31 protein-coding genes and 2 pseudogenes are annotated in these 26,058 nt (G+C 53.3%); 16 read left to right on the plus strand and 17 right to left on the minus strand.

Annotated elements, in window-relative coordinates:
- Positions 1-22: 22 nt before the first annotated feature.
- Complete coding sequence (locus EDF75_RS12765; protein WP_133599659.1) at positions 23-1,435, minus strand: aminotransferase-like domain-containing protein; 1,413 nt, start codon at positions 1,433-1,435, stop codon at positions 23-25.
- A gap of 98 nt (positions 1,436-1,533) precedes the next feature.
- On the opposite strand from EDF75_RS12765, the gene EDF75_RS12770 reads away from it, so the two are divergent.
- Positions 1,534-2,340, plus strand: a complete 807-nt coding sequence (locus tag EDF75_RS12770; RefSeq protein ID WP_133599660.1) for an arylamine N-acetyltransferase family protein — start codon at positions 1,534-1,536, stop codon at positions 2,338-2,340.
- Positions 2,341-2,430: 90 nt separating this feature from the next.
- On the opposite strand, the gene EDF75_RS12775 is transcribed toward EDF75_RS12770, so the two are convergent.
- Entirely contained in the window at positions 2,431-3,678 is a 1,248-nt protein-coding gene (locus tag EDF75_RS12775) for a diguanylate phosphodiesterase (RefSeq protein WP_133599661.1), read from the minus strand.
- Positions 3,679-3,992: 314 nt separating this feature from the next.
- On the opposite strand from EDF75_RS12775, the gene EDF75_RS12780 reads away from it, so the two are divergent.
- On the plus strand, positions 3,993-4,604 hold the full coding sequence (locus tag EDF75_RS12780; protein ID WP_133599662.1) for a glutathione S-transferase: 612 nt from the start codon (positions 3,993-3,995) through the stop codon (positions 4,602-4,604).
- Positions 4,605-4,746: 142 nt separating this feature from the next.
- Here EDF75_RS12780 and EDF75_RS12785 read toward each other — a convergent pair whose 3' ends face one another.
- On the minus strand, positions 4,747-5,208 hold the full coding sequence (locus EDF75_RS12785) for a GNAT family N-acetyltransferase (RefSeq protein WP_133599990.1): 462 nt from the start codon (positions 5,206-5,208) through the stop codon (positions 4,747-4,749).
- Positions 5,209-5,354: 146 nt separating this feature from the next.
- On the opposite strand from EDF75_RS12785, the gene pdxR reads away from it, so the two are divergent.
- The 4 genes from pdxR to EDF75_RS12805 all read left to right on the plus strand — a co-directional run bounded on the left by pdxR (position 5,355) and on the right by EDF75_RS12805 (position 9,123).
- Positions 5,355-6,824, plus strand: a complete 1,470-nt coding sequence (pdxR, locus tag EDF75_RS12790) for a MocR-like pyridoxine biosynthesis transcription factor PdxR (protein WP_133599663.1) — start codon at positions 5,355-5,357, stop codon at positions 6,822-6,824.
- 70 nt (positions 6,825-6,894) lie between these two features.
- A complete protein-coding gene (locus EDF75_RS12795; protein WP_133599664.1) occupies positions 6,895-7,710 on the plus strand; it encodes an aminoglycoside phosphotransferase family protein in 816 nt (271 codons plus the stop codon).
- Positions 7,711-8,058: 348 nt separating this feature from the next.
- A complete protein-coding gene (locus EDF75_RS12800; protein ID WP_133599665.1) occupies positions 8,059-8,244 on the plus strand; it encodes a con-10 family general stress protein in 186 nt (61 codons plus the stop codon).
- A 474-nt stretch (positions 8,245-8,718) separates the two neighbouring features.
- Positions 8,719-9,123: a YdeI family stress tolerance OB fold protein gene (locus tag EDF75_RS12805; protein ID WP_133599666.1), complete on the plus strand. Its 405-nt coding sequence runs from the start codon at positions 8,719-8,721 to the stop codon at positions 9,121-9,123.
- A gap of 284 nt (positions 9,124-9,407) precedes the next feature.
- Here EDF75_RS12805 and EDF75_RS12815 read toward each other — a convergent pair whose 3' ends face one another.
- On the minus strand, positions 9,408-10,337 hold the full coding sequence (locus EDF75_RS12815) for an aromatic alcohol reductase (protein WP_133599667.1): 930 nt from the start codon (positions 10,335-10,337) through the stop codon (positions 9,408-9,410).
- Between the two features lie 143 nt (positions 10,338-10,480).
- Here EDF75_RS12815 and EDF75_RS12820 point away from each other — a divergent pair, with 143 nt between their 5' ends.
- On the plus strand, positions 10,481-11,380 hold the full coding sequence (locus EDF75_RS12820) for a LysR family transcriptional regulator (protein ID WP_133599991.1): 900 nt from the start codon (positions 10,481-10,483) through the stop codon (positions 11,378-11,380).
- Positions 11,381-11,449: 69 nt separating this feature from the next.
- Here the strand turns inward: EDF75_RS12820 and EDF75_RS12825 are convergent, their stop codons facing one another.
- Positions 11,450-11,851, minus strand: coding sequence for a colicin-like pore-forming protein (locus tag EDF75_RS12825; RefSeq protein ID WP_166646174.1), 402 nt, complete (start codon positions 11,849-11,851; stop codon positions 11,450-11,452).
- Positions 11,852-11,871: 20 nt separating this feature from the next.
- On the minus strand, positions 11,872-12,708 hold the full coding sequence (locus EDF75_RS12830; protein ID WP_133599669.1) for a hypothetical protein: 837 nt from the start codon (positions 12,706-12,708) through the stop codon (positions 11,872-11,874).
- A 63-nt stretch (positions 12,709-12,771) separates the two neighbouring features.
- Between EDF75_RS12830 and EDF75_RS12835 the strand changes: the two genes are divergently transcribed.
- The 3 genes and pseudogenes from EDF75_RS12835 to EDF75_RS27350 all read left to right on the plus strand — a co-directional run.
- Positions 12,772-13,206: a TonB family protein gene (locus EDF75_RS12835; protein WP_133599670.1), complete on the plus strand. Its 435-nt coding sequence runs from the start codon at positions 12,772-12,774 to the stop codon at positions 13,204-13,206.
- Between the two features lie 20 nt (positions 13,207-13,226).
- Positions 13,227-13,520 carry a hypothetical protein gene (locus EDF75_RS12840; protein ID WP_133599671.1) on the plus strand — a complete coding sequence of 98 codons (294 nt, stop codon included), beginning with the start codon at positions 13,227-13,229 and terminating at the stop codon, positions 13,518-13,520.
- Positions 13,521-13,556: 36 nt separating this feature from the next.
- Positions 13,557-13,661, plus strand: a pseudogene (locus tag EDF75_RS27350) (NAD-dependent epimerase); the annotation flags it as partial.
- A 51-nt stretch (positions 13,662-13,712) separates the two neighbouring features.
- On the opposite strand, the pseudogene EDF75_RS27355 reads toward EDF75_RS27350, so the two are convergent.
- Together EDF75_RS27355 and EDF75_RS12855 are read right to left on the minus strand one after the other, a co-directional pair.
- Positions 13,713-13,814, minus strand: a pseudogene (locus EDF75_RS27355) (glutathione peroxidase); the annotation flags it as partial.
- Positions 13,815-13,892: 78 nt separating this feature from the next.
- Positions 13,893-14,126: a DUF6434 domain-containing protein gene (locus EDF75_RS12855; protein WP_133599672.1), complete on the minus strand. Its 234-nt coding sequence runs from the start codon at positions 14,124-14,126 to the stop codon at positions 13,893-13,895.
- A gap of 254 nt (positions 14,127-14,380) precedes the next feature.
- Between EDF75_RS12855 and EDF75_RS12860 the strand changes: the two genes are divergently transcribed.
- Positions 14,381-14,929, plus strand: coding sequence for a GNAT family N-acetyltransferase (locus tag EDF75_RS12860; protein ID WP_133599673.1), 549 nt, complete (start codon positions 14,381-14,383; stop codon positions 14,927-14,929).
- Positions 14,930-14,979: 50 nt separating this feature from the next.
- On the opposite strand, the gene EDF75_RS12865 is transcribed toward EDF75_RS12860, so the two are convergent.
- The gene (locus EDF75_RS12865; protein WP_045858294.1) at positions 14,980-15,195 is read right to left on the minus strand and encodes a DUF6500 family protein; all 216 of its coding nucleotides are present in this window, start codon (positions 15,193-15,195) and stop codon (positions 14,980-14,982) included.
- Positions 15,196-15,443: 248 nt separating this feature from the next.
- Between EDF75_RS12865 and EDF75_RS12870 the strand changes: the two genes are divergently transcribed.
- Together EDF75_RS12870 and EDF75_RS12875 are read left to right on the plus strand one after the other, a co-directional pair.
- Positions 15,444-16,205 (plus strand): DeoR/GlpR family DNA-binding transcription regulator, encoded by a 762-nt coding sequence (locus EDF75_RS12870; RefSeq protein WP_133599674.1) that lies wholly within the window; start codon positions 15,444-15,446, stop codon positions 16,203-16,205.
- Positions 16,206-16,219: 14 nt separating this feature from the next.
- On the plus strand, positions 16,220-17,611 hold the full coding sequence (locus EDF75_RS12875; protein WP_133599675.1) for a M24 family metallopeptidase: 1,392 nt from the start codon (positions 16,220-16,222) through the stop codon (positions 17,609-17,611).
- Positions 17,612-17,956: 345 nt separating this feature from the next.
- Here EDF75_RS12875 and EDF75_RS12880 read toward each other — a convergent pair whose 3' ends face one another.
- Entirely contained in the window at positions 17,957-18,283 is a 327-nt protein-coding gene (locus EDF75_RS12880) for a gamma-glutamylcyclotransferase family protein (RefSeq protein WP_133599676.1), read from the minus strand.
- 117 nt (positions 18,284-18,400) lie between these two features.
- On the opposite strand from EDF75_RS12880, the gene gcvA reads away from it, so the two are divergent.
- Positions 18,401-19,303 (plus strand): transcriptional regulator GcvA, encoded by a 903-nt coding sequence (gene gcvA, locus EDF75_RS12885; protein WP_208113314.1) that lies wholly within the window; start codon positions 18,401-18,403, stop codon positions 19,301-19,303.
- A gap of 288 nt (positions 19,304-19,591) precedes the next feature.
- Here gcvA and EDF75_RS12890 read toward each other — a convergent pair whose 3' ends face one another.
- From EDF75_RS12890 to EDF75_RS12915, 5 genes are all read right to left on the minus strand, one after another.
- Complete coding sequence (locus EDF75_RS12890) at positions 19,592-20,056, minus strand: hypothetical protein (protein ID WP_133599677.1); 465 nt, start codon at positions 20,054-20,056, stop codon at positions 19,592-19,594.
- Positions 20,057-20,081: 25 nt separating this feature from the next.
- Positions 20,082-20,543 carry a DUF2569 family protein gene (locus tag EDF75_RS12895; RefSeq protein WP_133599678.1) on the minus strand — a complete coding sequence of 154 codons (462 nt, stop codon included), beginning with the start codon at positions 20,541-20,543 and terminating at the stop codon, positions 20,082-20,084.
- Between the two features lie 29 nt (positions 20,544-20,572).
- Positions 20,573-20,872, minus strand: a complete 300-nt coding sequence (locus EDF75_RS12900) for a MerR family transcriptional regulator (RefSeq protein WP_133599679.1) — start codon at positions 20,870-20,872, stop codon at positions 20,573-20,575.
- Between the two features lie 377 nt (positions 20,873-21,249).
- Positions 21,250-22,260: a type I glyceraldehyde-3-phosphate dehydrogenase gene (gene gap / locus EDF75_RS12910; RefSeq protein ID WP_133599680.1), complete on the minus strand. Its 1,011-nt coding sequence runs from the start codon at positions 22,258-22,260 to the stop codon at positions 21,250-21,252.
- Positions 22,261-22,338: 78 nt separating this feature from the next.
- Positions 22,339-23,319, minus strand: coding sequence for a GlxA family transcriptional regulator (locus EDF75_RS12915; protein WP_133599681.1), 981 nt, complete (start codon positions 23,317-23,319; stop codon positions 22,339-22,341).
- A gap of 52 nt (positions 23,320-23,371) precedes the next feature.
- Between EDF75_RS12915 and EDF75_RS12920 the strand changes: the two genes are divergently transcribed.
- Complete coding sequence (locus EDF75_RS12920) at positions 23,372-23,656, plus strand: LysR substrate-binding domain-containing protein (RefSeq protein WP_463671431.1); 285 nt, start codon at positions 23,372-23,374, stop codon at positions 23,654-23,656.
- A 164-nt stretch (positions 23,657-23,820) separates the two neighbouring features.
- Positions 23,821-24,117, plus strand: a complete 297-nt coding sequence (locus EDF75_RS12925; protein ID WP_133599682.1) for a chorismate mutase — start codon at positions 23,821-23,823, stop codon at positions 24,115-24,117.
- 189 nt (positions 24,118-24,306) lie between these two features.
- Here EDF75_RS12925 and EDF75_RS12930 read toward each other — a convergent pair whose 3' ends face one another.
- Entirely contained in the window at positions 24,307-24,789 is a 483-nt protein-coding gene (locus EDF75_RS12930) for a glutathione peroxidase (RefSeq protein ID WP_133599683.1), read from the minus strand.
- Between the two features lie 249 nt (positions 24,790-25,038).
- Positions 25,039-25,956, minus strand: a complete 918-nt coding sequence (locus tag EDF75_RS12935; protein WP_133599684.1) for a LysR family transcriptional regulator — start codon at positions 25,954-25,956, stop codon at positions 25,039-25,041.
- Between the last annotated feature and the right edge of the window lie 102 nt (positions 25,957-26,058).

A 26,058-nucleotide genomic window follows, 5' to 3' on the forward strand; every position in this document is an offset into this window, starting at 1 on the left:
AGATAACGCTGCCGCCAGGCTATTAATTCTTGTTATTCGCATGCTGACAAATCTCGCCGAGCTTTATTACCGCCGCTATCAGCTGCGGCGTGGGTTCGCAGGCGCAGTTAAGCCGGAGATAATGGTTCATATCCTGGCGCGGGGAAAAAAGCTGTCCCGGACTTACGCCAATTCCGGCTTCGAGCGCGGCGCGGTGCACGTCAAGCGCGTTAATGGCTTTGGGCAGCTCCACCCACATCAGAAATCCGGCCTGCGGAATGACCACCCGGGTCTGCTCGGGAAATTGAGCCGCTACCGTGCGGGATATGATGTCGACGCTTTTCTGGATCCTGCTCTTGAGGCGTAAAAGGTGACGATCGTAGTCCCCGCGGGACATAAAATCGCTTACCGCCGCCTCCGTCAGCGGCGAGCCGGCCCAGTCGCTGGCCAGCCGAATTTTCATCACCTCTTCATAGTAGCGGCCCGGCGCGATCCAACCCGTGCGCCAGCCTGGCGTCAGCGCTTTCGACACCGAGGAGCAATACAGCACGGAGCCGCTGCGGTCAAATGCCTTACACGCCGGCGGACGGGCGGCATCCCCGGCCAGGTCGCCGTAGACGTCATCTTCTATCAGCGGAACGCCGTGTCTCTCCAGCATCGAAACCAGCTCCCTTTTGGCGGCTACCGGCATCACGGCGCCCGTTGGGTTCTGCGCGCTGGGGGAGACCAGCACCGCGGCAGGGCGATAGCTGACGATGGCCTCATTCAGCGCCGTAAGGGAGATGCCTTCCTGCGGATCGGTAGCGATTTCAAGCGCCTTGAGGCCCATTGACTCCAGAAGCAGCAATGCGCCAAACCAGGCGGGACGTTCGATCGCCACAACATCGCCGGCAACGCAGACGGCCTGTAGCGCCAGGCGTACGGCCTGGGTGGCCCCGCCCGTGACGATCAGTTCGTCGGGGCCGAAGGTCGCGCCCCACTGGACGGCTCTGCGGGCTATTTGATAACGCAGATCGGCTCTTCCCGGCGGCATGCTGTAGGTCTGTCCGCAGGCCTCCAGACGGCGGCTCGCGGACTGCAGAACCCGCTGCAGCCGGGCCGCCGGCAGCCAGGCGGGATCGGGCTGCGCGGCGCCAGGCGGAACCAGGCGACTCTCCTGACCGCTAAACAGCGTTCTGGCGAGGGTCGACATATCCACGGAGACCGGAGCGGCGTTGGGAACCGCGCCAGATGCGGCTGCGGGGGTGACGAGGCTGACGTAATACCCGGAGCGCGGGCGGGCGACGATCAGCCCTTCCGCTTCCAGAAAACGCAATGCTTCCTGGGCCGTCGGGATGCTGACCTGCTCCCGTTCAGCCAGCTTGCGGACTGAAAGCAGGCGGTCGCCGGGATGAAGCGCGCCGGCAGTGATGGCCTGTCGAAGCGAAAGGGCAATGCGCTGATAGCGGGGAAGCATGGGATCTGTACAGGCTGGTTTTCAATAAATCTGAATATATCCGCTTAGCGCCCGTAACGCTATTCTCGGCTGCAGATGACGAAGACACGGAGATTGCCATGAAAGCTACAAATTTTGACCTCGCCGCCTATTTTCAGCGCATTGATTATCACGGTTCGGCGGGAGCGGATGCCGCCACGCTGTATGAAATAATGCAGAAACAGCTGTTTTCAATCCCGTTTGAGAATATCGACGTGCGGGACGGGAAAGGCGTCTCGCTGGTCCCGGAAGATATTGTCGAAAAACTGATTGGACGGCTGCGGGGCGGATATTGCTACGAAGTGAACGCGCTGTTTGCCATGGCGCTTGAAGCGCTGGGTATCCCTTACCAGTTTGCCGCCGCGCGCCCGATGTTCTATCCGGCCCGCCGTCCGCGAACGCATATGGTGGTGATTGCTTTTGTTGAAGGCAGGCGCTGGCTGTGCGATCTCGGTTTTGGTCATTATGGAATACGGGCGCCCGTTGACCTCGCAATTCTTGATACTGAACAGCCGCAGAATCCGGATACCTTCCGTCTCAGCCTCGATGCGACCGGCGTGTATACGCTGCAGGCGCGGGTTGATAGCGGCTGGCACAACCAATACAGTTTCGATCTCTCGCGCCACGAGCTGATTGATTTTGAGCCCGCCAACTATCTGAATTCCACCCACCCGGACACCGTGTTTGTCAGGCAATTAGTGGTCGTGTTACACCACCCTGACGGCAGAGATATTCTCTCCGGCCAGACGCTTAAGACGATCCGCGGTCAGGAGACGCGCCAGCGGCTGCTCTCCGATGACGAGCTCCCGCAGGTACTGCGCGAGACGTTCAGGGTGACAATGCCCGGGCCCGCTTCAGCGCCGGCGGATAAACCGCTCTTCAGCTGATTTTTTGGTCATTAGCGGCGGAGATTATCCGGCCTCCGCCGCTGGGCTCGTGCGCCCTGATGGCGGCGTGAAGGGGATATTCACCGCCGGTTATGGCGCCAGTGCGGCCGCTGGCAGCCCTTTGCCGGGGACCCTGACCGGCCAGCGGACTTCTCCGACGCCGTTCAGCTGGGGTCGGGAGAATAAAAAGCCCTGGAAAAGACGAATTCCGATGGCGTGAAGCCAGCACCACTCTGCAATGGTCTCCACGCCCTCGGCGACGACGGTGATCCCGAGGTCTTCGCAGCATCTGACCACGGACACCACAATCGCCTGCTTGGCTCCGCTCATATGAATATTGCGCACCAGCTCGGCGTCGATCTTAATCTTATTCGGCTGGAAGCGGGTCAGCAGCGAAAGTCCAGAATAGCCGGCGCCAAAATCATCGATGGCCAGGCTCATGCCGGCCACGCGGATATCCTTCAGCACCTGCTGAAACTCTGTGAAACCGGAGATAACCTCGGTTTCGGTGACTTCTATTATAATTTGCTCCGGCTTTAGCCCGGCGTCGCGGATTTTATCCAGTAAAAACGCCACCGAGCCGGAGCGGTTATACAGCGAGCCCGGCAGCAGGTTAACCGCCAGCCGCTGTTCGCCGAGGTTAATGCTGCCGGCAAGCGAAAAGGCGTAGGCTTTGGTTTCCAGATCGAAATCATAGCGCTTCTTTTCCGGCACCGAGGAGAACATCTCCGCCGGTGAGCCGCCAGATGGGCTGCGGATCAGCGCCTCAAACGATGAGATATGGCCGCTTTCCGGCTCGACAATCGGCTGAAGCGCAAACTGGCAGGGCTGCCCGGGAGACAATCCCGACAGCGGGCAGAGCGAAGGGGTGCCACGGCTCTCCATAGTCCACAGCGCGGGATTGAGCCCTTCCGGCAGAATATAGCGCCCGCCGTGCGCGATAAAGGCCTTGATAAACTTGAACATCCGGTCATCCGCAGAGAGTGCGTTTCTGAACTCACCTAAATGGAGGATTTGTTCCGTCAACGCCCCCGGCTTGTTTAGCTGCAAATCAAACAGATGCATACCGATATCGCGAAACCGCCGGTAGGCAGAGTAATCGCGCATTAGCTCCACCACGTCGGTGTGGCGCGGGTCGTTGCGGATCTGGCTGAATAGCGCATCGACCACCTGCTCATCGCCCTCCAGGACCTGAAAAAACTGGGACCCACTAAAAATCAGGATACCCGTGACGTGGAGGTTTGTGTTTTTCTGTCGTGCCCGGCTGACGAGAGTGCCCAGGCCGGTCGTCTGCCAGGCGGGAGCTAACTGACTCCGGTAGATCAGTGTGGTCAGCATATATTTCCTTGTTGGATCGGACTAATGGGTGCCAGTCTGCGCGAGGGAATAAGTCCTGGCCCGAGGTCCTCTGACCTATGCGGGTACGGTGTTCATGCCTTTGCCAATTATCAGGGCGTGACGCCGGTCTTTTCGAATGTCGCTATCACGCTGAGAGTCGCTTACTTTACCCTGAACGGCGCGCTATTCCATGTTTATCTTAGTTCTGACGGGCGTTTGAGGAAAACGTTCTCGGCCTGCTCGTCCGCTAGTGCATAAAGCGTGCCTGCGCGCGCGTAGTAAGGTTAGCATCCACAAATTAACGAGGAGTGGTAATGAAACTGATTGGCATGCTGGATTCACCCTATGTGCGGCGCGTAGCAATATCGCTGGCGGCTTACGGCGTGGCTTTTGACCACCGGCCGCTGTCTGTGTTTAGCGACTATGCGGCCTTTGCCGAGCTGAATCCGGCGGTGAAAGCCCCAACCCTGCTGCTGGATGACGGCACGGTATTAATGGATTCCACTCTGATATTGCACTATCTGGAAGCGCAGGCGGATGCCGCCGCTAAGCTTTTGCCCGCGGATATTGCGGCGCTGGCGGAGGATAGCCGCCTGCTCGGGCTGGCGCTCGCGGCGAGTGAGAAGGCGGTGCAGCACGTCTACGAGCATCGCCTGCGGCCGGAGGAGAAAAGGCACCAGCCGTGGATAGACCGGGTCACCCGGCAGCTGCTGGCGGATTGCGCCGCATGGGAGGCCGGGCTGCAGCATCGTCAAATCAACGACGCCAGCCTGGATCAGGTCGCCATTACCAGCGCCGTGGTGTGGGGGTTCATTCAGATGATGATCCCAGAGGTGGTCAACGCCAGCGGCTACCCGCGCCTGCAGGCGATCTCTCAGCAGCTTGAGGCGCTGCCGCTGTTTGCGAAATTTCCCGCGCAGAGCTGAGCGCTGATACGGGGTATCGTTCTTTGTCCGCGATCGCGGCGTGGCGTTTACTCTCGGCCCGGCGGGTCGGCATCGACTGCCGCCGGACGTTACCGCCGCGCTATGCGGAGGGCGGGGAAGAGGCCGCCGCTCCCGCGCGGGCCTACCTCAGCGGCATACGGTATTCGATCATCCCGCTTTTGCTGGCGATCCAGTCGTAAAGCCGCTGCCCGCGCAGGTTCGTTTCATGCGTATGCCAGTAAAGGTGGGCGCAGTGCCGCTTTCTCGCCTGCCGCTGCACGTGCTCGATAAGCCGCTTACCAATCTGTTTGCCCCGCACATCGACGCTGACAAAGAGGTCCTCCAGATAGCAGTAATCCGTGTCGGCCCACGTCGAACGGTGAAACAGGTAGTGCACCAGCCCGACGACGGTTCCGTTCTCTTTTGCCACCGCGCAGTACACCGGCTCGATGGGATTAAAGAAACGGTTCCAGGTTAGCAGGGTGGTGCTTTCCGCAATATCGACGCGATAAAACGTCTGATAGTTTTTCCATAACGCTAACCACTGCGGGTAATCATTTTCGGCAACGGTCTCGACAGTAATATTGTCCGGAGCGCCGGTCATTGCTGCTCTGTGCATCGCTTTTCCTTGTTTGTGTTATGACCCGATTGTCTCTGTGCCGGTGATGTTAGGGGGATTTTTGGTTCCAGGTAAGTCACGCTTTTTGTATATTTATAGGATCCACTTTTACCAAAAGGACGCGGGCGCCTGTGAAAAAAACCGTTTCTCCTCTGTTTCAGGATCTGCTGTTAGAGAGCGGGACCATCAAGGATCAGGTCTATCATGCTATTCGCCGCGCTATTCTCGACGGCCGCCTGAGCGCGGGCGCAAAAATTCCCTCCAGCCGCGCGTTGGCCGAAGTGATGGGGATTTCGCGTAACTCGGTTATTGCCGGCTTTGAGCGTCTGAGCGATGAGGGCTATCTGGTCACGCGGGAGGGGGCGGGGACGTTTGTGGTCACGCATATCCCCGACTGGCTTACGCATACGGACGGCGCGGGTGGCGGGCAAGTTGACGATCCGCCGTCGGTCGGGTCGCTTAATCCGGATATCACCGCGCTGCGGCCCCTGTGGTCAGAAAGCCAGGCCGGAGGCGGCGCAAACCGCCTGTTTGCCGTGGGCGTCGGCTGCACCGATCTCTTCCCCTACGATCTCTGGGGCCGCCTGCTGGGGAGAGTCTGGCGGCAGTCGCGCCGCGAGATTGGCCTTCACGCCAGCCCCAATGGCTATCAACCTTTGCGGCGGGTGATATGTCAGTACATTCAGTCGACGCGAGGGGTTAACTGTACGGAGGATCGCGTGATTATCGTCAACGGTATCCAGCAGGCGCTGGATATCACCGCGCGCTCGCTGCTTTCGCGCGGAGATGAAGTGTGGCTCGACGATCCCGGCTATAACGGTGCCCGCGGCGCTTTTGCCTCGGTAGGGGCAACGGTCAGGCCGGTGAGGGTCGATAGCCAGGGAATGGACGTTGAGTACGGAATGACGCATTATCCTCACGCGCGGCTGGCCTATACCGCACCCTCGCACCAGTTCCCGCTGTGCGCAACCCTTAGCCTCGCGCGCAGGCTGGCCCTGCTGGAGTGGGCCGAATCCCGTCAGGCGTGGATCTTCGAAGACGATTACAATAGCGAGTTTCGCTACGCCGCGCGTTCATTGCAGTCCCTGCAGGGGCTGGATAAGCATAATCGGGTCATTTACGCCGGGACGTTCTCGAAGATGATGTATCCGGAGTTTCGCCTCGGTTTCCTGGTCGTTCCCGGTCATTTACGCGAGCAGTTTGCCACGACGAAATACTTCTCCGATCTGTGCAGCGGCTATCTTGAGCAGGCGGTGCTGGCCCGTTTTATTGCCGAAGGCCACTACGCCAGCCACGTTCGCCGGGTCCGCAAAGCCTGCTATGAGCGTAAGCTGGCGCTGGCCGCCGCCGTTGAGCGCTATCTGCCGCAGAAAATGACCGTTCATCCGACGGATTCCGGTGTGCATCTGGTGTGCTGGCTGCACGGCGGCCTGACGGCAGAATACGTGGTGGAGAGAGCCCGCGAGCTGGGCATGGGGATCCAAACCTTTGCCCGCTACTGCCAGCGGCCGATGGCGCGGGAGGGGGTCTTGCTGGGTTTTGCCAACCATTCGCCCGCAACGCTCGAGGAGGGCATTCGCCGCCTTGCGCAGGCGCTGTGATGCTGGCCCGATGAAAATGGATAAGCCGTTTGATAAAATGCGCGATTCGCGCAGAGACAGAGGAAAATCGATGTTTAGTCCCTGGCTGAGCCGCTGGGCGCTTATTCCGGATGGGGAACCGGTCATGACCCATACGTCGCAGCTTTTGCCGGTGTTGACCGCCAAAGAGGGCATGAAAGCGATGCTCAAGCTCACCGCAGATAGCAGTGAGCGAACCGGCTGCGAGCTGATGGCGTGGTGGGACGGGCGGGGAGCGGCGCAGGCGCTGGCCCATGAGCCCGGGGCGCTTCTATTAGCGCGAGCGACCGGCGAGGCGTCGCTGTCCGTCATGTCGAGAACGGGGGAGGATGAGAGGGCCTGCCGGATCGTTTGCGAAGTCGCCAGCCGTCTGCATGTCCCACCGGCGGCGGCGATGCCGAAGCTCACGCCCCTGGAGAGCTGGTTTGGCGATCTCGAGCCCGCCGCGCGAACTCATGGCGGCATTCTGATCCGCTGCGCAGCGGTGGCGAAGGCGCTGCTGTCCGCTCCCCGCGACATTGTCGTACTGCACGGCGACCTGCATCACGGCAATATTCTCGATTTCGCCGCTTGCGGATGGCTGGCCATTGACCCTAAGGGCTTAATCGGCGAGCGCGGCTTTGATTTTGCCAATATATTTACCAATCCCGACCTGGCGGATCCCGCGACGCCGATCGCCGTCAGGCCTGAAATCTTTCAACAGCGTTTGCGCGTTGTGACGGAGCAGGCAGAACTCGATCGTCAGCGCCTGCTGATGTGGATAGTCGCCTGGTGCGGCCTCTCCTCCGCGTGGTTTCTTGATAGCGGAGAGCCCGCCCCGGTCACGTTGCGCGTTGCTGAGATGGCGCTGGCCGAACTTGAGCGATAGGGCGAATATTTTTTGCTGCCGTATCAACCGCTGCGCTTATTTTTCGCAGCGCCGTCTGGCTATTGTATTAACTTTACACTTCCCGTATTTATTTACAAAAGCTAATTATTTCGATGAGTTTTTTATCACTTCGCGCTTCCCGCCTCGTTTATTTCATAGCCTTAATAGCCACTTGGCCTGAAAATATTTTTTGCTGCCGCTGTGTTATTTTTTCTTAAATATTTTATTATTCCTGATGTCAGGTTGTTAATAATTTGACTCTCGCTTTCATTGTTCTAGCCTTAAATCTCGAAGGCGATGATTTGTAGGTCTGAATCATTATTAAATCACGTACCTGGAGATAAAATTATGACAGAGCACAGAGGCGGTTCAGGTAATTTTGCCGAAGATCGGGATAAAGCATCTGAAGCCGGTCGCAAAGGCGGCCAGCACAGCGGGGGGAATTTTAAAAATGACCCAGAGCGTGCGTCCGAAGCCGGCAAGAAAGGCGGGCAAAATAGCCACGGCGGCGGCCGTAAATCAGGCGGCAGCTAAGCCGGAGAGGCCGATGTTGAGCCGGGTTAACAAGGCATAGCCTCTGCGGGTCAGCCGGTCCGCAGTGTGTTTATCACGTTCGTGGCGCGGTGCCGAAAGTAGATCATGATGAGTTTGCTGCTGCGGCATGCTCCGGACGTTGGCAAAATCGCCGGGAGATAACGCTGAGGCAAAATTGCCTGGCGGCATAGGAAGAGGGAATCAAGAGGTCGATATGAAATTAACCGACCGCGCCCTTAGCGATATTAATCAGTAACCGCGACAGGTCGTTTTATTTATTCTAACAATAAACGCGACAGCGGAAAGAGGCGTCTATGACCGACGTTGAGAATTACCATGGCTGGCGGCGGGATGCACGCACTCCCGCACTATGGAAAAACAGGCTGAGGATATGCTTATCAATGGCGAAGCGCGTCAGCAATTATCCTGAATTAGGCGCGCGTATTAGAGCATCTTAAATTTACCGGGGGCGTGATGAAAATAATACCGATTTTAATTATCCCTTTATTAGCAACGCTGAACGCGCATGCGGATGAGAAGGGCGGATTTAACGGTAACGCGGCGCCGCCGCCGCCGCATAAGCTGGATGACGGGTATCGCGGCATGGAGGACGCCAGGATAATGACCGTGGAGCATGCGAAAACTATGCATGATGGCGCCACTATCTCGCTGCGCGGTAATCTGATCGAACGTCAGGGCGATGACCGCTATATTCTGCGGGATAAAACGGGAGAAATAACGGCGATAATCCCGGCCGCTGTTTTTACCGATCAAGAAGTGAAGCCTGACCATCTGGTTAGCATCAACGGTAGCCTGGATACCAAAATGGCGCCGCCCGTCGTGCGGGTCGACAGGCTGCAAAAGCAGGCGCCAGAGTAAAGCCGGGTCGTGCGGGCTGATTTATTCGACGCGGCTCGCGTCCAGGATTATCGCGATTTTCACCCATGCTGATTATCCCCCGGACCGCGGGGAAAAAGGTAAGCGCTATCGCTCCCGTTGCACCGAACCGGCGTTGCGGGCGGATGCGGCGGTTCAGCCTGTTCCAGCGTATCGCCGGTGGCGGTAACCGCGTTGGCAAATACGCAAAATGGCAGAATGAGAGAGATAAACAAAGCCGACACTCATATTTTCAATGTCGGCAGCGGCTCCTGAGGGACGGGTAATCAAATCAATGCCTTCAGCCAGCCGGCAACATCCTCGGTGGCGATATTGTTTTTCGCATTAAACGTTTCGCTCATTGGCCACCACGTGCCGACTCCTCGCGCAAACGCGGCACGGTAGCGAAGCATCCGATCGTCGGGGTCAGCACGAAGCGCATCAAGCAGCGCGGGGAGGGTTAATACGTCCTTCCTGAAGGATTGCCGCGTCACCTGCTCTACCGTCGAAGCGAGCTCAGCCCAGGAGAGGGTTTCACCGGCAACGAACACCACTTCATTCCTGATACGCGGCTGATGCAAATAGATGGCGGTCGTCAGGCGGCCAATATCTGCGGGTGAGGTGACCGTAACCCGGGTATCCCAGCTCCCGAGGGCGTTAACTGTTTTTTCGGCGAGATTAACCACGTTAAACGCCGGTTCAAACAGAAAGCTGGTAAACATGCCGGTTGAAACGATGACCCATTCGGTTGCCTTTTGCCCGCGCAGCAGGCTTCTGACATCGTACTGCTCATCCCATACCGGTTGGCCGCTTCCTTTACCGACAACGTCATAGTTAACGCCGAACTGCCAGGGGAAGTAGCGCGTCACCTTCGCGTCGAGAACGGCCTGCGCGATCTTCAGCTGCGTGCCGGCGCCGGCGACAAAGCCCATGCAGTTTATGACGGTGTCATACCCGAGGAATATTTCCCGCAGCGAGGCCGTCGTGGCGACGGCCATATCCAGCGAAATGAATTTAGCGCCCGCCGCCGCGTGCTTTTGATGACTCTCATAGCGCAGGCGGCCTTGTGCATCCCGTGACTCAGGGGAAACGATGACCGTCACTGACCCCATACGCTGCGCCACGGCAGGCACCAGCGCGCTGAGCAGGGCATCGCCCAGTTGTCCCGCTCCCAGCACCAATACTTTCTCTGGAGAAGTGAGTTTACGATCTTGCATGTTGATTCCTCAGCCTGTTAAACAGCGAATTTACTGCACTGAGGGCAAGTTTACTGAGGAGAGAGTCATTCGATAAGTCTACGAATACAGGTTAAACTGTTAGTAAAAATGGAATAGTTGCACGTCAGGGCGAGGGTGAAATGATGGATAAGCTGGATGCAATGCAGGTCTACGTCCACGTGGTGGACACGTACAGTTTCGCCAGGGCAGCGGAGGTGCTGGGCCTGCCGCGATCGACCGTTTCTCGCGTCATCAAGGAGATGGAAACCTATCTGGGACTTCAGCTCTTACAGCGAACCACGCGAAAGCTGAGCGTCACGGCCGACGGACGCCGATACTACGAAGAGTGCAAAAGGATCCTCGCCGATATCGCTACCGTGGAGTCGTCTTTTCCGGGTAGATCGGGCCAGCCGAGAGGGCGCTTTAAAGTCGGGATGCCTCAGTCCCTGGCAAGGCACAGCTTTATCCCCAGGATATACGAATTTTTAGACCGCTACCCTGAGCTGGAAATGATCCTTTGCTCGAGCGATAGCATTGAGGACCTGGTTCAGGAAGGGTATGACTGTGCGATCAGAGCGGGAAGGGTCGAAGACTCAACGACCCTGGTTGCTCGCCCGCTCGCCAGGTTTACATGGGCGGTGATGGCCTCGCCGAACTATATCGCCGCGCATGGAAAGCCTGAATCGCTGGACTGTCTGGAGAACCACCGGGCGGTGGGGTTCCTTAATCACCGAACCGGGCGCACCACGGAGTGGTTTTTTGCGCTGGAGGGCGAAGAGAGGGCGGTTCGCCTGCGGGAAACCCTGGTCGTCGATGATACTGATGCCTATATCCAGGCCGGTCTTGCGGGCGCTGGATTAATCAGAGTGGCCAGCTATCTGGCTGCTCCCTATTTAAAAAAGGGAACCCTGGTCTCCTGCCTGAATACACTCTCCTACGATTTACCCCTGTTTTTGGTCTACCCGCAGAACCGCTACCTCCCTCCCGCGGTGCGCGCGTTCTATGAATGGAGCAGATCGATTCTTAATGCCCCGGGCAAATAGTTAAACCCGGGCATGGATCTGGCGCTGAGATTTATTGAAGAGGACGTTGGGCGTGAAATCGCAATACAGCTAAAGCGAATCAATAAAGTTATTCAAATCCTGCATAAGTTCGTCATCAATTAACACACCTGCAACGCCTAACAGAATAACCAGTGAGGCTGCAGTTAGTGGTGTTAATGTGATAAACGAAAACATCAGGGCCAAAACTTCACCAGCAAGAAGACCTGCAAGAAGTGTTTCTATTTTTAGGAATGTATTATTCCAGTTACCAGTTTGTAGAGATGTCTGAATCTCCCGCCTAATGTTATTTCCATCAATCGCGATTGAAGTAAGACCAAGGCCTCGCTTATATATGGCAAGTTTCGCCTCGATGTCAGCCAGTGTAAGAGATTTTAGAGAATTTTCTATTGCCTTCAGATCAACAGCACTGAACTTCTGGGTTATTTTAGTCTGATATTTATTCCAGGCCACAATAGCCTGTTCATAATTTCTTATTTTTTTCCTTCAGAAAGATACGCTAATTTTGCAGCAGTATTGCCCGCAAGAGTTCCAGCCTGTTCTGTAATATCCTTATAAAGGTCAGATACTGTTTTTAAAGCATCAAGTGTCTTTTGAGTTTCTTGGTTATATTTATATTTATCAGGAACCAGTCCATTATTGATAGACTGAATATCTTTATTCGTTTTGCTGATATTATTGTTGATAGCATCAATTATTTTTTGGTAGCCAGCAATTTGTTGATCGATCTCATCCATCTCTTTTTGTTTACCATCTACATAAACCTGCCCTGCTGCTGCTTCTGCAGTCGAGGTAGGCCACCAGATTTTAGAACTGTTGTAGATTTTATCTGTCTCTATGACTAAACGGTTAGCTTTGAGAGCGTCCACGTTCGCTTTCATTTCGTTAAGTGTCGCCTGTTGTAGTGCCAATTGCGCTTTGGCGTAATCAATCGGTATTTTGGTATTAACCTTATAAAGATTAACCTCTGCGACTGTGCGGTTGTTTTGTGCCTGCATCAGTTTTTCTAACTGAACTTTCTGTGCCTGGAGTGCCTCACCTATCTGAATGGAGAGTTCCTGTTCGTGGAAGCCACGGACTTCCTGCGGACTGGTGGGCGCAGGGAATGCAGCGCCAGCATGCCATGCATCTAAAGTTGCACCAACAGCAGTAATTGTTGACCCTGCGGCCAGGGACGACTTTATCAGTGGACCACCTATCGGGGACTCTACTTCAAGAGTATCCGGATCGGTGAACGCACCGCGTTGCCAGACACCATATTTATTTTTAAAGTAGCCCGCGGCTATCAATTCGCTGTCAGAGTATGCCATTCCGTAATCCTTTTTAGAAAGTTAGTGACAATTATAATTACATGCGCTCAAATGATAATCTAAATGATTCTCATTACCAACCAAATCATAATCAAAGGGGGAGTGATGATAAAAAAATGGCCTATTTTGCTGGTTCTGTTCCTTTCCGCCTGCTTTCATAAATCGAATCCTGTCGCTGTTGAGCGACCGGTTCCGGATTACCCGGTGAAGGCTTACAAAGAGGGGGCTGCGGGCTATGTTAAGCTCAAATATGATGTAAATAGTGACGGGAGTGTTAGCAACATTATGGTTATTGAATCAAGCCCGCCGGGATACTTTGAGGATGCCGTCATAGGTGCTGTTAAGAGATGGAGGTTTGAGAAAGGCAACCAACGCAGGGGAATACCTCTGGTGATCCGTTTCAACCCTACAGGTGATATTCGACCGCCTTCAGGTCCCTGCATCCAGCAATCAAATGGCCAATGTACTCTCTATAAAGAAGCAAGGGTTTCATTTTGAAAATGTCGCGTAGATACTATATGAACCATATTGATATGGGACTGATATTTTTGGGCATTTTTACCCTGTACTGGGTTGAACAGGATGGTGTTAATCCGCTTTTGCTTATCCCGGCGGCTTTTTATGTTTCATTGTTCCCCTTTGCGCGAATAACATTCGAAAGCGTATTTCTCCGCAAGGTGTCAGATAAACACTGGACGGAAGGGGCTAACTCTTTACAACTCCCCGGGGAGCTTCTTTTGGGGGGGGGCATTCTGATTCTGACCCTGCCCCTGTGTATAATCTATGCCATAGCCAGGTTGAAATCGCATTAATAGTCGGGCGAGAATATCCCATGACAAAACCCGGTGCTGAACGCAGAGCAGGTCGCGTCTGCCGCGTCTGAGCGTAGCGTAATTGTCCATGCCGTTAATCCGCCCGGCTATCGAAACGGGGAACAGCTGATTTTGCCAATATTCATCTGATGCCAGGGGGCGGGTAAGCGCTTGTTTTATTCTATCCTGACCTTAGACTTCAAGTGTCGCACGGATTGCGGCTTCCATTTTCTCCGGGGTGGTGAACGGAGCAAAGCGCCTGAGCGGTTTACCTTCACGTCCGATCAGGAACTCAATCGACACCACCGGAACCGGTACGCGCAGAGAGTAGCCGGTTAAGCGGCTACGCTGCGCTGGCGACCAACAAACCCGTCAGCGCAGAGGGGCACTCTCTTTCGGGCGTCGCTGCCTGCGCTTCCACTCATCGACAACGTCACCCAAACTTTTGGCGACATCGTTACGGATCCATGCCATGAATTCACGGTCAAACCGAAAATCCTCCCCACACTCCTTGAGCATAAAGCGGCGGACGTTTTGCGTATTCTTGTACTCTTTATCAATAACGGTATTACGCGTGAGTAACGCACTATGCCAGTCAATTTTCACTTTTCCCGCTCCCGTGGTTAGCCATCGCTAAGACGCCGTGCTACAACTTAACCCAACCGGCGGCAATATTGAATATCCGCTTCTCGCGTAGAGACGGCCTCTAAGGAATATCTGACGCCGCCGTAATTAAAGCGCCCGGTGAATGGCTGCGCAAAGAATCGGTGAGAAACGCCAAAAGAGAATGAAAATTTTCCCGTAATGGGCATGATGCTATTAATCGTTGAGCCTCTAATTTAATCGTTTATGGATGACATATGAAAACGCCTAAGCTGGAAACTTCACGTCTTTATCTTCAACCGCTTCAGGCCGAAGATGCCCTCCAGATTCAGCAAATATTTCCGCAATGGGAGATTGTTCGTTATCTTGCCGCCGGCTTTCCGTGGCCTTTTCCGCAGGATGGCGCCAGCCGTTATGTTAACCAGATTGCGCTGCCGGCCGCAGAAAAAGGCACGGCCTGGTACTGGACAATCCGGCGCAAGGAAGAGCCGGCGGTTATTATTGGGCATATATGCCTCTCGGACGAGCAGGACAACAATCGCGGGTTCTGGCTGGTGCCGGAGTGGCAACGCCGGGGCTATATGACCGAAGCCTGCCGTATCGTGACGGATTTCTGGTTTAACTCTCTTAACCGGGAGGTCCTGCGAGCGCCGAAGGCGAGCGGAAACGACGCCTCCAAAAAAATATCCCTGAATGCCGGGATGCGCCTGATTCAAACCGGTAAGAAACAGTATATAGAAGGGGAGCTGGACTCCGAATTATGGGAAATAACCAGAGAGGAGTGGAACCGTCAGAGCCGAGGCTGAGCGGCCTCAGCCGTAAGCTAATACACGTGAGCAGCAGGCCGCTCTCTTCGTTACATATCTAAAACGAGGGCTTTTATCTTTTCTGCCTTTTCAAAATGATCCAGCTTCATCTCCATGATCCACCAGTGCGCAACCTCCATCAGCAGCTCAGGGTCATCATTTTTATTGGCAAAAAAGGCGTAGAACGAAAGACCCACGTTACTGCCCTTAGCCACGATTTTTGCCTCACAGATGGTGATGATTTTTTCCTTCATTGCTGCCCGCACGTGCTCTCCTTTTTATTCGTCAGACCTAAGACTATTTAAAATAACATCCTCTGACGCGGCAGGCGATACGGACACCACATTCAACCAGCGCCGGCTGTCGCCGCGGCGCGTAGACTCAGGTCATGACAGGGTTGAATAGAAACTATCTGCATCTAAATGCATTATTTTGCATTCAATGGTGCTTGTTTGATCTAAATATTGCAAAATAGTGCACATCATGCCAGGCTGTTTGCATTGAGGAGGTAGCGATGTTCATTGAGGATCGTTTAAACAAAATTAAAAAAATCATTCAGGAGAACAAAAGTGTCTCGATAGAAACACTTGTCTCGCGAATGGGGGTGTCTAAAGACACCATCAGGCGTGACCTGATCAGGCTCGAACAGGACAACGTCATCAAGCGGACGCATGGCGGGGCGGTGATCAACAGCCGTGATGCCCTGATTTTTGATTACAGCCAGCGCTCGGGAACCCTTAACCCGGTTAAAGAAAAGATTGCTAAAAAAGCAGCGGAGTTAATCCAGGACAACGCCAGCGTCATCTTTGATGCGTCAACCACGGTCGAAGCCGTTATTCCTCAACTTGCTGATAAGCACATACTGGCAATAACTAACTCTTTAACCAATGCCAACAGGCTGGCTAAAAACGCAACAGCCGATGTGAAGCTTTTGCCTGGGAAACTGCACAAAGAGCAGCTCTTTTTGTTCGGCAGTGAAACCATTCAGAAATTAGCTGAATATCACGTTGACTATGTTTTGCTGGGAATTTTCGCCATTTCTGACAAAGGCGTTTTCATTCATACCGAAGAAGAAGGCCTGGTGAAAAGGCAGATGGTCATGCAGGGAACCAGGGTCATAGCCCTGGCAGATAACAGCAAAATTAATACCACAGGCTTTTTCAAGGTGTGTGACCTGTCTCTGATTGATTGTCTTATTACGGATATACGTCCTGACGACAGTTTTATTCAGGCGTTGCAGGAAAGCGACGTTGAACTGATTCTGACTGCTACTTGATTGCGAGGTAAATTATGTACTCTAAAGATATCCAGCTGCAAACTGCCGAAGCCCCGCGTAAATTCACCGATGTTTCGCCTGTATTTTTAAGCGATGCAACTATGCTCGAACGAAAAAATAAAGTTCTGGCGAGAATGAATGAGGAAGGTTTCGATGCGCTCGTTATCTATGCGGATAAAGAGCACGGCGGTAACTTTGAGTATCTGACAGGGTTTGTTCCTCGGTTTGAGGAGGGCCTGCTGATCCTCGAAAAATCAGGTAGCGCAACGGTTATTCTGGGAAATGAGAACCTGAAAATGGCTAACTATTGCCGTATTCCGGTCACCCTGAAACATTGTTCATATTTCTCTCTGCCTAATCAGCCAATGGATAATGAAAAGTCGCTCGAAGCGCTGTTCATTGAGTCGGGATTGAACACCCGGTCTAAAGTTGGCCTGGCCGGCTGGAAAATGTTCACATCTACTTTGGCCGATAATAAAGCATATTTCGACCTGCCTTACTTTATCGTTGAGGCTGTTAAAAACAGCACCGCTCCAAACGTGGTTCTCGAAAATGCCGCTCATCTGTTTATTCGCGGCGATAAAGGTGCCCGAAGCACAAATAATGACAACGAAATTGCCCACTATGAGTACGGCGCAAATCTGGCTTCCAACGCTATTCTGGATGCCATGAACGCGGTAGAGCCGGGGATTCGTGAAACCGAACTCGGCGCGCTGTTGGCCGCAGAAGGGCAGTATCAGACCGTTGTGACCATTGCAGCAGCCGGTCAACGTTTTGAAAAAGCGAACTTCTATCCGACATATAAAAAAGTGGAGCGCGGCAATCCTCTTTCACTGACCACCGGCTTTAAGGGCGGGCTATCCAGCCGCACCGGCTTCGTGATAGCAGACGAGAGCGAGCTCCCTGAAAATCAGAAAGATTATCTGGATCGTGTGGCAAAACCGTATTTTGCGGCAGTCGTCAGCTGGCTGGAAAACATCAAAACAGGGATGCCTGGCGGCGAATTGTACGATCTGGTTGAGTCAGTTCTGCCGAAAGAAAAATATGGCTGGCACCTCAATCCGGGTCACCTCAGCGCTGATGAGGAGTGGATGTCCTCTCCCGTCTACCGTCATTCGGAGGAAACGCTGAAGAGTGGGATGATTATGCAGATCGATATTATTCCCTCCGTAGCGGGCTATACCGGGGTCAGCGCAGAGGAGAGCGTGGCGCTAGCAGACGCCGCGCTGCAGAAAAAAATCCAGGCATCTTATCCTGAACTGTGGGCACGTATCACCGCTCGTCGCGAGTATATCCGCAATGTACTTCATATTAATATTGCGGATGAGGCGATCCCACTATCAAATACGGTGGCGTATCTGCGGCCGTTCTTGCTGGCGAAAGATAAGGCGTTTGCCATTCAATAACGTCTCCCCCCAAACGGGGAGGCGCGCTTTTGTGACGGAAGTCATATAATAACGCCCGGTTATTGTGATGCTGTTTGCATTAAATGGATTTTGCACTGTTGAATCAGCCAGCCACATCTCTGCGGGTTTTTTTCGTCCAGCGTGCCCCGAACGAAGATACCGGTCGATTGTCAGGCTGCCGCGCTTCGCGTCAGAGGCGGTCTCGCCGTGCTGCCGGTGAGAGAGAACCTGAGGCTGGCGGCTGCGGACATCGATCGGCTCAGAGAATCGTGCATGTACGCTAAGGAGCGATTGGTACAAGACGTCTTAGCCATTGTGTAACCCGCTCGCAGCGGGCCTTGTTGTTTATGCTTTGAGCATATAGATGTATGATTTTACTGTCTGACCGGAAGATATAGTTACCTCTACCGTTACCCGCTCATACTCAGAACCTTCGAACTCATCGAGTAGCTGCCAATGATTTTGTAAATTCTCTGACGTGAAAAGAAATCCTTGTACACGATTACCTGAACCATCCAATACCATTCCCGGATAACCCATTTCCGCACCCCAACCTTTATCCGATAAAGAACCACCAACATGGCCTTCCTGCCATGTGCCGCCGATATGCTCAAGAATATGAGCATTAGGTCGACCTGGACCAAGTGTCCCGTAAACAAACAAACTGCCCATCACTCCTCCGATTTTCGTTATGGAAATGAAAAACGTTCTTTGTGTAAATTTTGATTATCGGACGCTGGCCTGACAAATCATTTGTTCTCACAACATGCGTGAATTATTATCACGCGTATGATATTTGATCGTCTCCCCCCATTGCAGACTCTGCGTGCTTTTGAAGCCACTGCCCGTCTCTCCAGCATGACACTGGCAGCGGCGGAGCTGCACGTAACGCATGGTGCGATAAGCCGGCAAATCCGGAAGCTCGAAGAGCATCTGGGGTTAAAACTATTTTTCAGGCTGACCCGACAGATAATACTGACGGAGGAAGGGGCTGAATTTCATCGTACCGTTATCCGTCTTCTGAGTGAGCTAATGAGGGAATCCGAGCATCTGCGTGGAAGGAGCCTGGCAAAGAGTTTACGTATCAGTACAACGGTTTCATTTGCCAGTAAGTGGTTGGCCCCGCGTCTTAGCCGGTTCAGACAGAGATATCCTGAGTTTGATATTCAGCTGGATGTTACTGACATTAACGTGGATCTTAATGATGGTCAGGTAGATGCTGCAATTCGTTACGGCCCTGGCCATTATCGCGACGTTTCGTCTGAGCGTATCTTCGATGAAACCGTCACCCCTGTCTGTAGTCCTGGTTTTCTTGAGGAACATAATGGTCTGACAGAGATTAAGGCGCTTTCAAACTGCGTTCTTCTTCATGAGTACAGAATGCAGGCGAACTGGGAGGCATGGTTTGCAATGGCCGGAGACAAAAATTTCCGCTGCCATCAGGGGCCCTTATGGACTCTCGGCAGCATGGCGACTGACGCAGCTCTACGTGGGGAAGGCGTGGCTCTGGGACGCAGCGTTCTGATTGCAGATGATGTAGCAGCGGGAAGGCTTGTTGCTCCGTTTCCGCAGCACAAACTTAAGGCTGAGCGGGGGTACGATTTAGTTTACCGTTCAGATAATCAGGATTCATTTAAAATACGAATGCTCAGGCAGTGGCTCTCTGAAGAAATGAGCTTGCTGGCGGATTAAATGGCGATCTAAAAATAGTCCGCTCCTGGCACACAGCGAACCTCCTGTGGCAAATATGACGTCTGCCAGGAGGCTCCTTTATCTTTTTATTTGTCGGTTATTCCTGATGATGGCTGGAGCATATTCGGGGGCAGGGTTGAAGTCTTCTACTGACATTGGCATGTGGGGATTAGCAGGGAGCAGGATTTTTCATCTATCAAATTCGCCAACATATTGATAGCTGCTGATCAAATTAATTAGTTGAGCTGAAAGGGAAAGTCGTAACTTTCCTTTTCCTGTAAATTATTTTCAATATGTCGTTCTGGCTAGCTCGATGAAAAGTAACAGTCCGGTTATCATTATTATGATAAGGGCCAGGCGACGACAAGGCATCCATTGCTTATATTCTCTGGCGTCGGCTTCACGAATCAATTTTTCTACGTCCGTTTCCTCTTTTTCGTTTTTTTCTCTTTCCAGTATGTGACGATAATGCTTCCTCATACCATAAACAGTGAACGGGAACCAGATAAGCATGGCTGGATAGACAACGACGACCGTTCTTACTATATCTCTCGGGAATGAGTTTGGCCCCGGCAGGAAATAATCATAAGCCCTAAAGAAAAATACAATATAAAGAAATGCTATACCAGCTCCGACCCAGTATTCAATGTGGGTAGATATGGCGTTGTATGCATTTTTAAAATTTTTCCTTCTTAAATCTTGCGGAAGTTCCGCTAACTCTGGGATGCTTTTTTTGGTCCAGTAAATCTTCATCTGAATGTCCTGGTTATCATTGGCGTTAGTTTATAAAAATCGCTTTTGCTCTTTCTGATAAATAAACGTACAAGATAAATAATGAAAAAATAATCATATCAATCAGTAGATTGTCAATATATCCAGCGGCGATGATATCGACTCCGACGTCTACCACATAAATGCCATACAGATAGCTTGCGGCAGGAAGTAATATATAAATGGCGTAAATGTAGAGGAGGAGTTTTTTGGTTATTATTTTTCTTTTAAAGAAAGCATAAAGGAAAAAAACGCATAAAACAGACAGGATAAGAAGAGCAACAAAAGAAATTATGAAGTATCCCCTTACCTGAGAGTCATCATCCAGTGACGCGTATATAGTCAAAAACGTATGCATTAGATCTATTCTTGTTATTAATATGTAGCAAACTGATAACATTATAACAAGCAGGATCGGGCCAAATCTGGGCTCTTTTGTTTTTCTTACGGCTGTATTTTTTTCTTGCATAAAGCATCCTTGTTATTTCAGTATTCCTGCTAACTATCCCTGAGCTGCTGCAGGAGTCGGAGCTCATCACCCTTTGACTCAAGAGAAGCCACGAATCCTTCATGGTTCCAGGTTACTTTGCCCTGAGGTAATACCTGCCGGATTTGCTCAAGCGTGAAGCCAAATTTCTGTACCCGGTCAGTGAGCATGAGTATCAGCGCGGTCGCAGGTGGATAATGGCGATAACCATTATTCTGGCGGGGAGAGGCACCGATTAGGCCTTCCGCCTCGTAATAGCGGATGCGGGAAGGCGTAAGCCCCGTCGTTTTTGCCTGATCGCCTATCTTCATTTCATCTCCGGTGAGTCTCTTGACATTAAACTTATACTTTAAAAAAAGTCAATCCCAGGACATCCGTCCCAACTGTAGAAGAGGAAATGAAATGCAAACGATTCTGGGAGCAAGCGGACAGATTGCCCGGGAGCTGCCCGCGAGTTAACACATTCCTTCAACGCTGAACTGAGGCTTGTTAGCCGCAATCCGCATAAGCTCGCTAACAATCCCTGGAGCCGTCAGGCACGAGCTCAAACTCCGCTTTTGCCGTTAAGGATCGATTGTCCCACCGTCAAACTCACTTTCAATACGCCGCCATGCGGCTACTCGCTCGCGACAGAGATAAAAAATCCACGCCAGGCGTGGATTTTAGAGGAAGGGAAAGAGCAGGGGGGTTAGCGTTCACGCCTTGCCATCAGCAGCGCCAGGTCGACGAGGCGATTAGAGAATCCCCATTCATTGTCGTACCACGCCAGAATTTTGACCATATTGCCGCCAATCACCAGCGTTGACAGACCGTCGATGATGGAAGATCGCGGATCGCCCTGGTAGTCGCTTGAGACAAGGGGTTCATCGCTGTAGCCGAGGATCCCTTTCAGCGGTCCCGCCGCGGCGGCTTCACGAAACGCATTGTTGACCTCTTCTGGCGTCACATCCCGCTCAAGCGTGACGGTCAGGTCGACAATGGAGACCACCGGAACCGGTACGCGCAGCGAGTAGCCGGTTAAGCGGCCATCCAGCTCGGGAATGACTTTACCAAGCGCCTTCGCGGCACCGCTGGAGTAAGGCACAATCGACAGTGCCGCAGCGCGGGCACCGCGAAGGTCTTTTTCCGGCTGGTCATGCAGCGCCTGGCTGTTGGTGTAGGCGTGGGTGGTATTCATCAGGCCATGCTTGATACCGAAATGCTGGTGCAGAACCTGCGCGGCGGGCGCCAGACCGTTGGTGGTGCAGCTACCGTTGCTGACCACGTAGTGCTTATCCGGGGAGTAGAGGCCGTCGTTAACGCCCATCACGATGGTTAAATCATCGTTTTTACCGGGGGCGGAGATAATCACCCGCTTTGCGCCACCGCTATGGATATGCACCGCCGCCTTGTCGCGATCGGTGAAGAAGCCGGTAGCTTCAATGACGATATCAACCTCGCTCTGACGCCACGGGATGTTGGCCGGGTCGCGTTCGCTGAACACGGTGATGGGTTTACCGTCAACCACAAGCTGCCCCTCGCCGGCGGTGACCTCGGCATCGAGCTTGCCGAGCAGCGAGTCGTATTTCAGCAGATGCGCCAGCGTTTTACTGTCCGTCAGATCGTTGATTGCCACAATCTGAATATCCGGATTACCCAGTGCAGCACGCAGTACGTTGCGTCCGATACGGCCAAAACCGTTAATACCGACCTTTACCATGATCAACTCCTTATCTGTTGTCTCTGAAGGTAATGTAGGCCGGTCGCCAGTTGGCGTAAATGACAAAAAAGGATCACTTTACGCCATTTTGCGGCAGTGAAAGCGCTGGCGATATTCTCCCGGCGTCAGGTGAAGCTGTTTTTCAAATAGCCGTCGCAGGTTAATGCTGCTGCCAAATCCGCATTGTTCGGCGATACGATCCAGCGTCTCGTTGGTCTGCTCCAGACGCTGCCGGGCTGCGGCCAGGCGGGCCTCGGCGACGTAGCGCGCCGGCGAAGCGCCGGTTTCCCGGGTAAATACGCGGGTGAAGTTACGCGGGCTCATGGCGACTTTTGCCGCCAGTTTTTCCACGCTGAGGTCGGCGGTGAGGTTCTCGAGAAGCCAGGCCAGCAGATCGTTAATCGGGCCCAGGGTGCTGGTCTGCTGAAGGTTGTAGCGGCTAAACTGCAGCTGTCCTCCGGGACGTCGCAGGTACATGACGAAATCCTGGGCGATGTCGCGGGCGAGGCTGAAGCCGTAGTCCTCCTCAACCAGCGCCAGGGTAAGGTCAAAGCCGGAACTGACCCCGCCTGATGTCCAGATGTGTTCATCCTGAACGTACAGCGGTCCGCCTTCGACGCGCACCTGCGGGAATTCCGCCTGCAGGGTTTCCAGTAGCTTCCAGTGAGTAGTGGCTCGTCTGCCGTCCAGCAGCCCGCTTTGCGCCAGCAGCATCGCACCGCCGCAAATGGAGGCAATGCGACGGGCATGGGGCGCGGCAAGGCGCAGCCAGTCGACCACCGCAATTCCTTCCAGCGGGTTTTGACCTCTGCCGGTGATAATGATGGTATCGAGAGGCTCGCGAGGGTCTATCTCATGCAGGCGATGATCCGCCAGTAGATTTAAACCCGACTGACCATGGATAACCTGATGCGGCTGGGTTGTCGCCAGTTGAACCTGGTAACAGGCGTCCGTAGCGCCTTGCGGATGCAGGCGGTTGGCCTGCATCAGAATGTCGGCAATACCGGCGGATTCAAACAGCATGCCGCCATCGGGGACAATAATAAGTATCTTCTTCATGTCCTGAAAAGTATTCCTTTTACAGAATAAGTCAACAGAACATATTGAACGGATACCGGCCGGTAGTGCATTAGCCTCTATTAATATTGCAGCCGCTATCGGCATAAGCACGGCGGGAACGGGCATAAGTTACGTAACTGATTTTGTCGTTCGCGACGCGCTGGAGAAGGGGGATTTGAGAGAAGTTTTACCGGGTTCGTGCGTCAGGCAGGGGCACTTTTGTGCACTATGGGCCGCCAGACGCCACCTCTCTTCGAGAATACGCCGCTTTGTCGATTTCCTCGCCGAAAACTGGATGAAGTCATCCCGTTCTCAACCGCTCTACGCGTATCGTTAAGCCAATTTCGCAGGCTGGCATGACGGGCAGCGTTGAGCCAGGAGCTGGCATTATCTATTGAAGGAAAGAACCGCCGGCCTTTCATTAATTCATTCCCGGAGCTGGTATCAATTGAGATTTGATCTATTATGTTGAACTCATGTACTAGCTTAGGGGTTCACAAAGTGACTTTTTCCAGCATTGAAGATGTCAGGGGTTGTATCGATCGGATAGATAGCGAATTGGTCAAATTGATTGCTCAACGCGCAGAATGTGTGAAAGCAGCCGCCGCGTTTAAAAGCGATCGCTCCGCCGTTCGTGCTCCGGAACGCGTGCAGCAGGTTATCGATCGGGTTCGCGAGAAAGCGACTGAGGCAGGGCTTCCTGAAGTGATTATTGAGAAAGTCTATCGGAGCATGATAGACGCATTCATTGAATATGAGCTTGAGCAACATCGCCAGTTACAACAGCATAAGAACTGACGTTGCGCGACAAGGATCCGTATTGAAGCAACGCTATCGATATAAATATTGCGCTTTTATCCGCGGCGGTAACCGCACTCTACCTGCGTCCGCGAAGCCATCCGTTGAACCTGCCGCGAGCGGCGGACGTTAACCTTGCGCAGATAACGGAAGTGCTCCGGATGTGGAGGGCTCTGATTACCGGAATGCTTAGATTTCAAGTGCAGCAAGGATTGCGGCTTCCATTTTCTCTGGGGTGGTGAACGGAGCAAAACGCCTGAGCGGTTTACCGTCGCGTCCAATCAGGAACTTAGTGAAGTTCCACTTGATCCGCCCCCCGAGCACGCCCGGCAATTGGTCTTTCAGATAACGAAACACCGGATGCGATGCGGCGCCGTTGACCTCCACTTTCTCAAACATTGGGAAGCTCACGCCGTAGTTGATGTGACAGGTCTGCGCTATTTCGTCAGCGCCGCCGGGTTCCTGCTTACCGAACTGGTTGCAGGGAAAACCAAGCACCACCAGACCCCGAGTAGCGTACTTCTTGTAGAGCGCTTCAAGGCCAGCGTATTGTGGCGTAAAGCCGCAATGGCTGGCGGTATTCACCACCAGAATCAGCTTGCCAGCATAGTCGGCCATAGAGATGCGCTGGCCGCGCAGGCTGGTGGCAGTCAGTTGATAAAAGGGGGTCATGGCGAAATTCCTCATAGCCGCACCCATTCGACGTCGACGCTGCCACGTAGCGCATGGCTGCCGGTGCGCGCGGCGTGGGTCGCGGTGAATAGAGCCTGTTTAAAACGCTATTATACGAACAATATATGCTTCTGGCATCAGGCAGCCACGCGCGACGACCTGGGACGGCTTTGAGCGAGGAGCGGAGGTTGTGCGTTGAGGCGAGTTTTATTATGCCGGCCGGACTCTCTGCGGCTATTCCACGCTGCCCTACGTTGCGAAGGATATATTGCTCAACTGCTGATGCATGAAATCAATTAGCGCTCTTGTTTTAGCGGGCAGATAGCGGCGATCTGAATAAATTGCGAACAGCTGCAGTGGGGCTACCGATTGTTCAAACTTAATCTCGATTAACCGACCATCGCTAATATAGGGCTGGCAGGCCTGCTTAGAGAGAATGGCAAAACCGACACCTGAGACCGCGGCTCGTCCTGCCATCTCTCCGCTGTTTACCCGATAATGACCTCTGACCTTAATGGTTTCGAATCCCCCCTTTTTATTGACGAACTGCCAGGGCGCGCCTTTCAGCGCACTTACCGTGGTAATACAGGGTAACTCTTCAAATTGCTGTATACGAGAAGGGGTGCCATACCGCTGAATGAGGCAGGGGGCTGCAACGATGGTGCAGGGGATCGTCAGCAGATGACGGGCGATGTAGTCACTGTCATCCATTTGACCGCGGCTGACAATGACCGCTAAATCCAGATCCTCGCGCAGGGATTCGAAACCTGACAAATTGGTGACGCAGCTGATCTCCAGCTCCGGATGCTGACAGGCGAAATCGGCAACAACAGAACCCAGCAGCGCAGGCCCTATTTCATTGGGAATGCAGATACGTAATGGGCCCTTGAGCTGCATTTGCCGCAACGTTAATTCTGTCTCAGTTTGCTCAAGCGCCTCCAGTAATGGCTTCGCTCGGGTATAGAGTAGGTGCCCCGCCTGGGTGAGTTTCATATGCCGGGTGCTGCGCTCAATGAGCTGAAGATTCAGTTTGTCTTCTAACTGAGAAATACAACGACTCACGTTAGAGCTCGGCATTTCAAGAGTTTTCGATGCCCCCACAAAACTTTCTCTTTCAACCACGGCAATGAACACTTTCAGGGTATTAAAATCAAGAGCCGGACGCATCAATTATCCCATATATGATAATAATGAGTGTCACTTTTACCATCTAATGAATATTTTTGATAGGGGTTAAACTCGGGTCTCCTTCATCCACAGGTTGCTTGC

The organism is Klebsiella sp. BIGb0149 (assembly GCF_004362605.1).
Taxonomy (GTDB): Bacteria; Pseudomonadota; Gammaproteobacteria; order Enterobacterales; family Enterobacteriaceae; genus Klebsiella; species Klebsiella terrigena.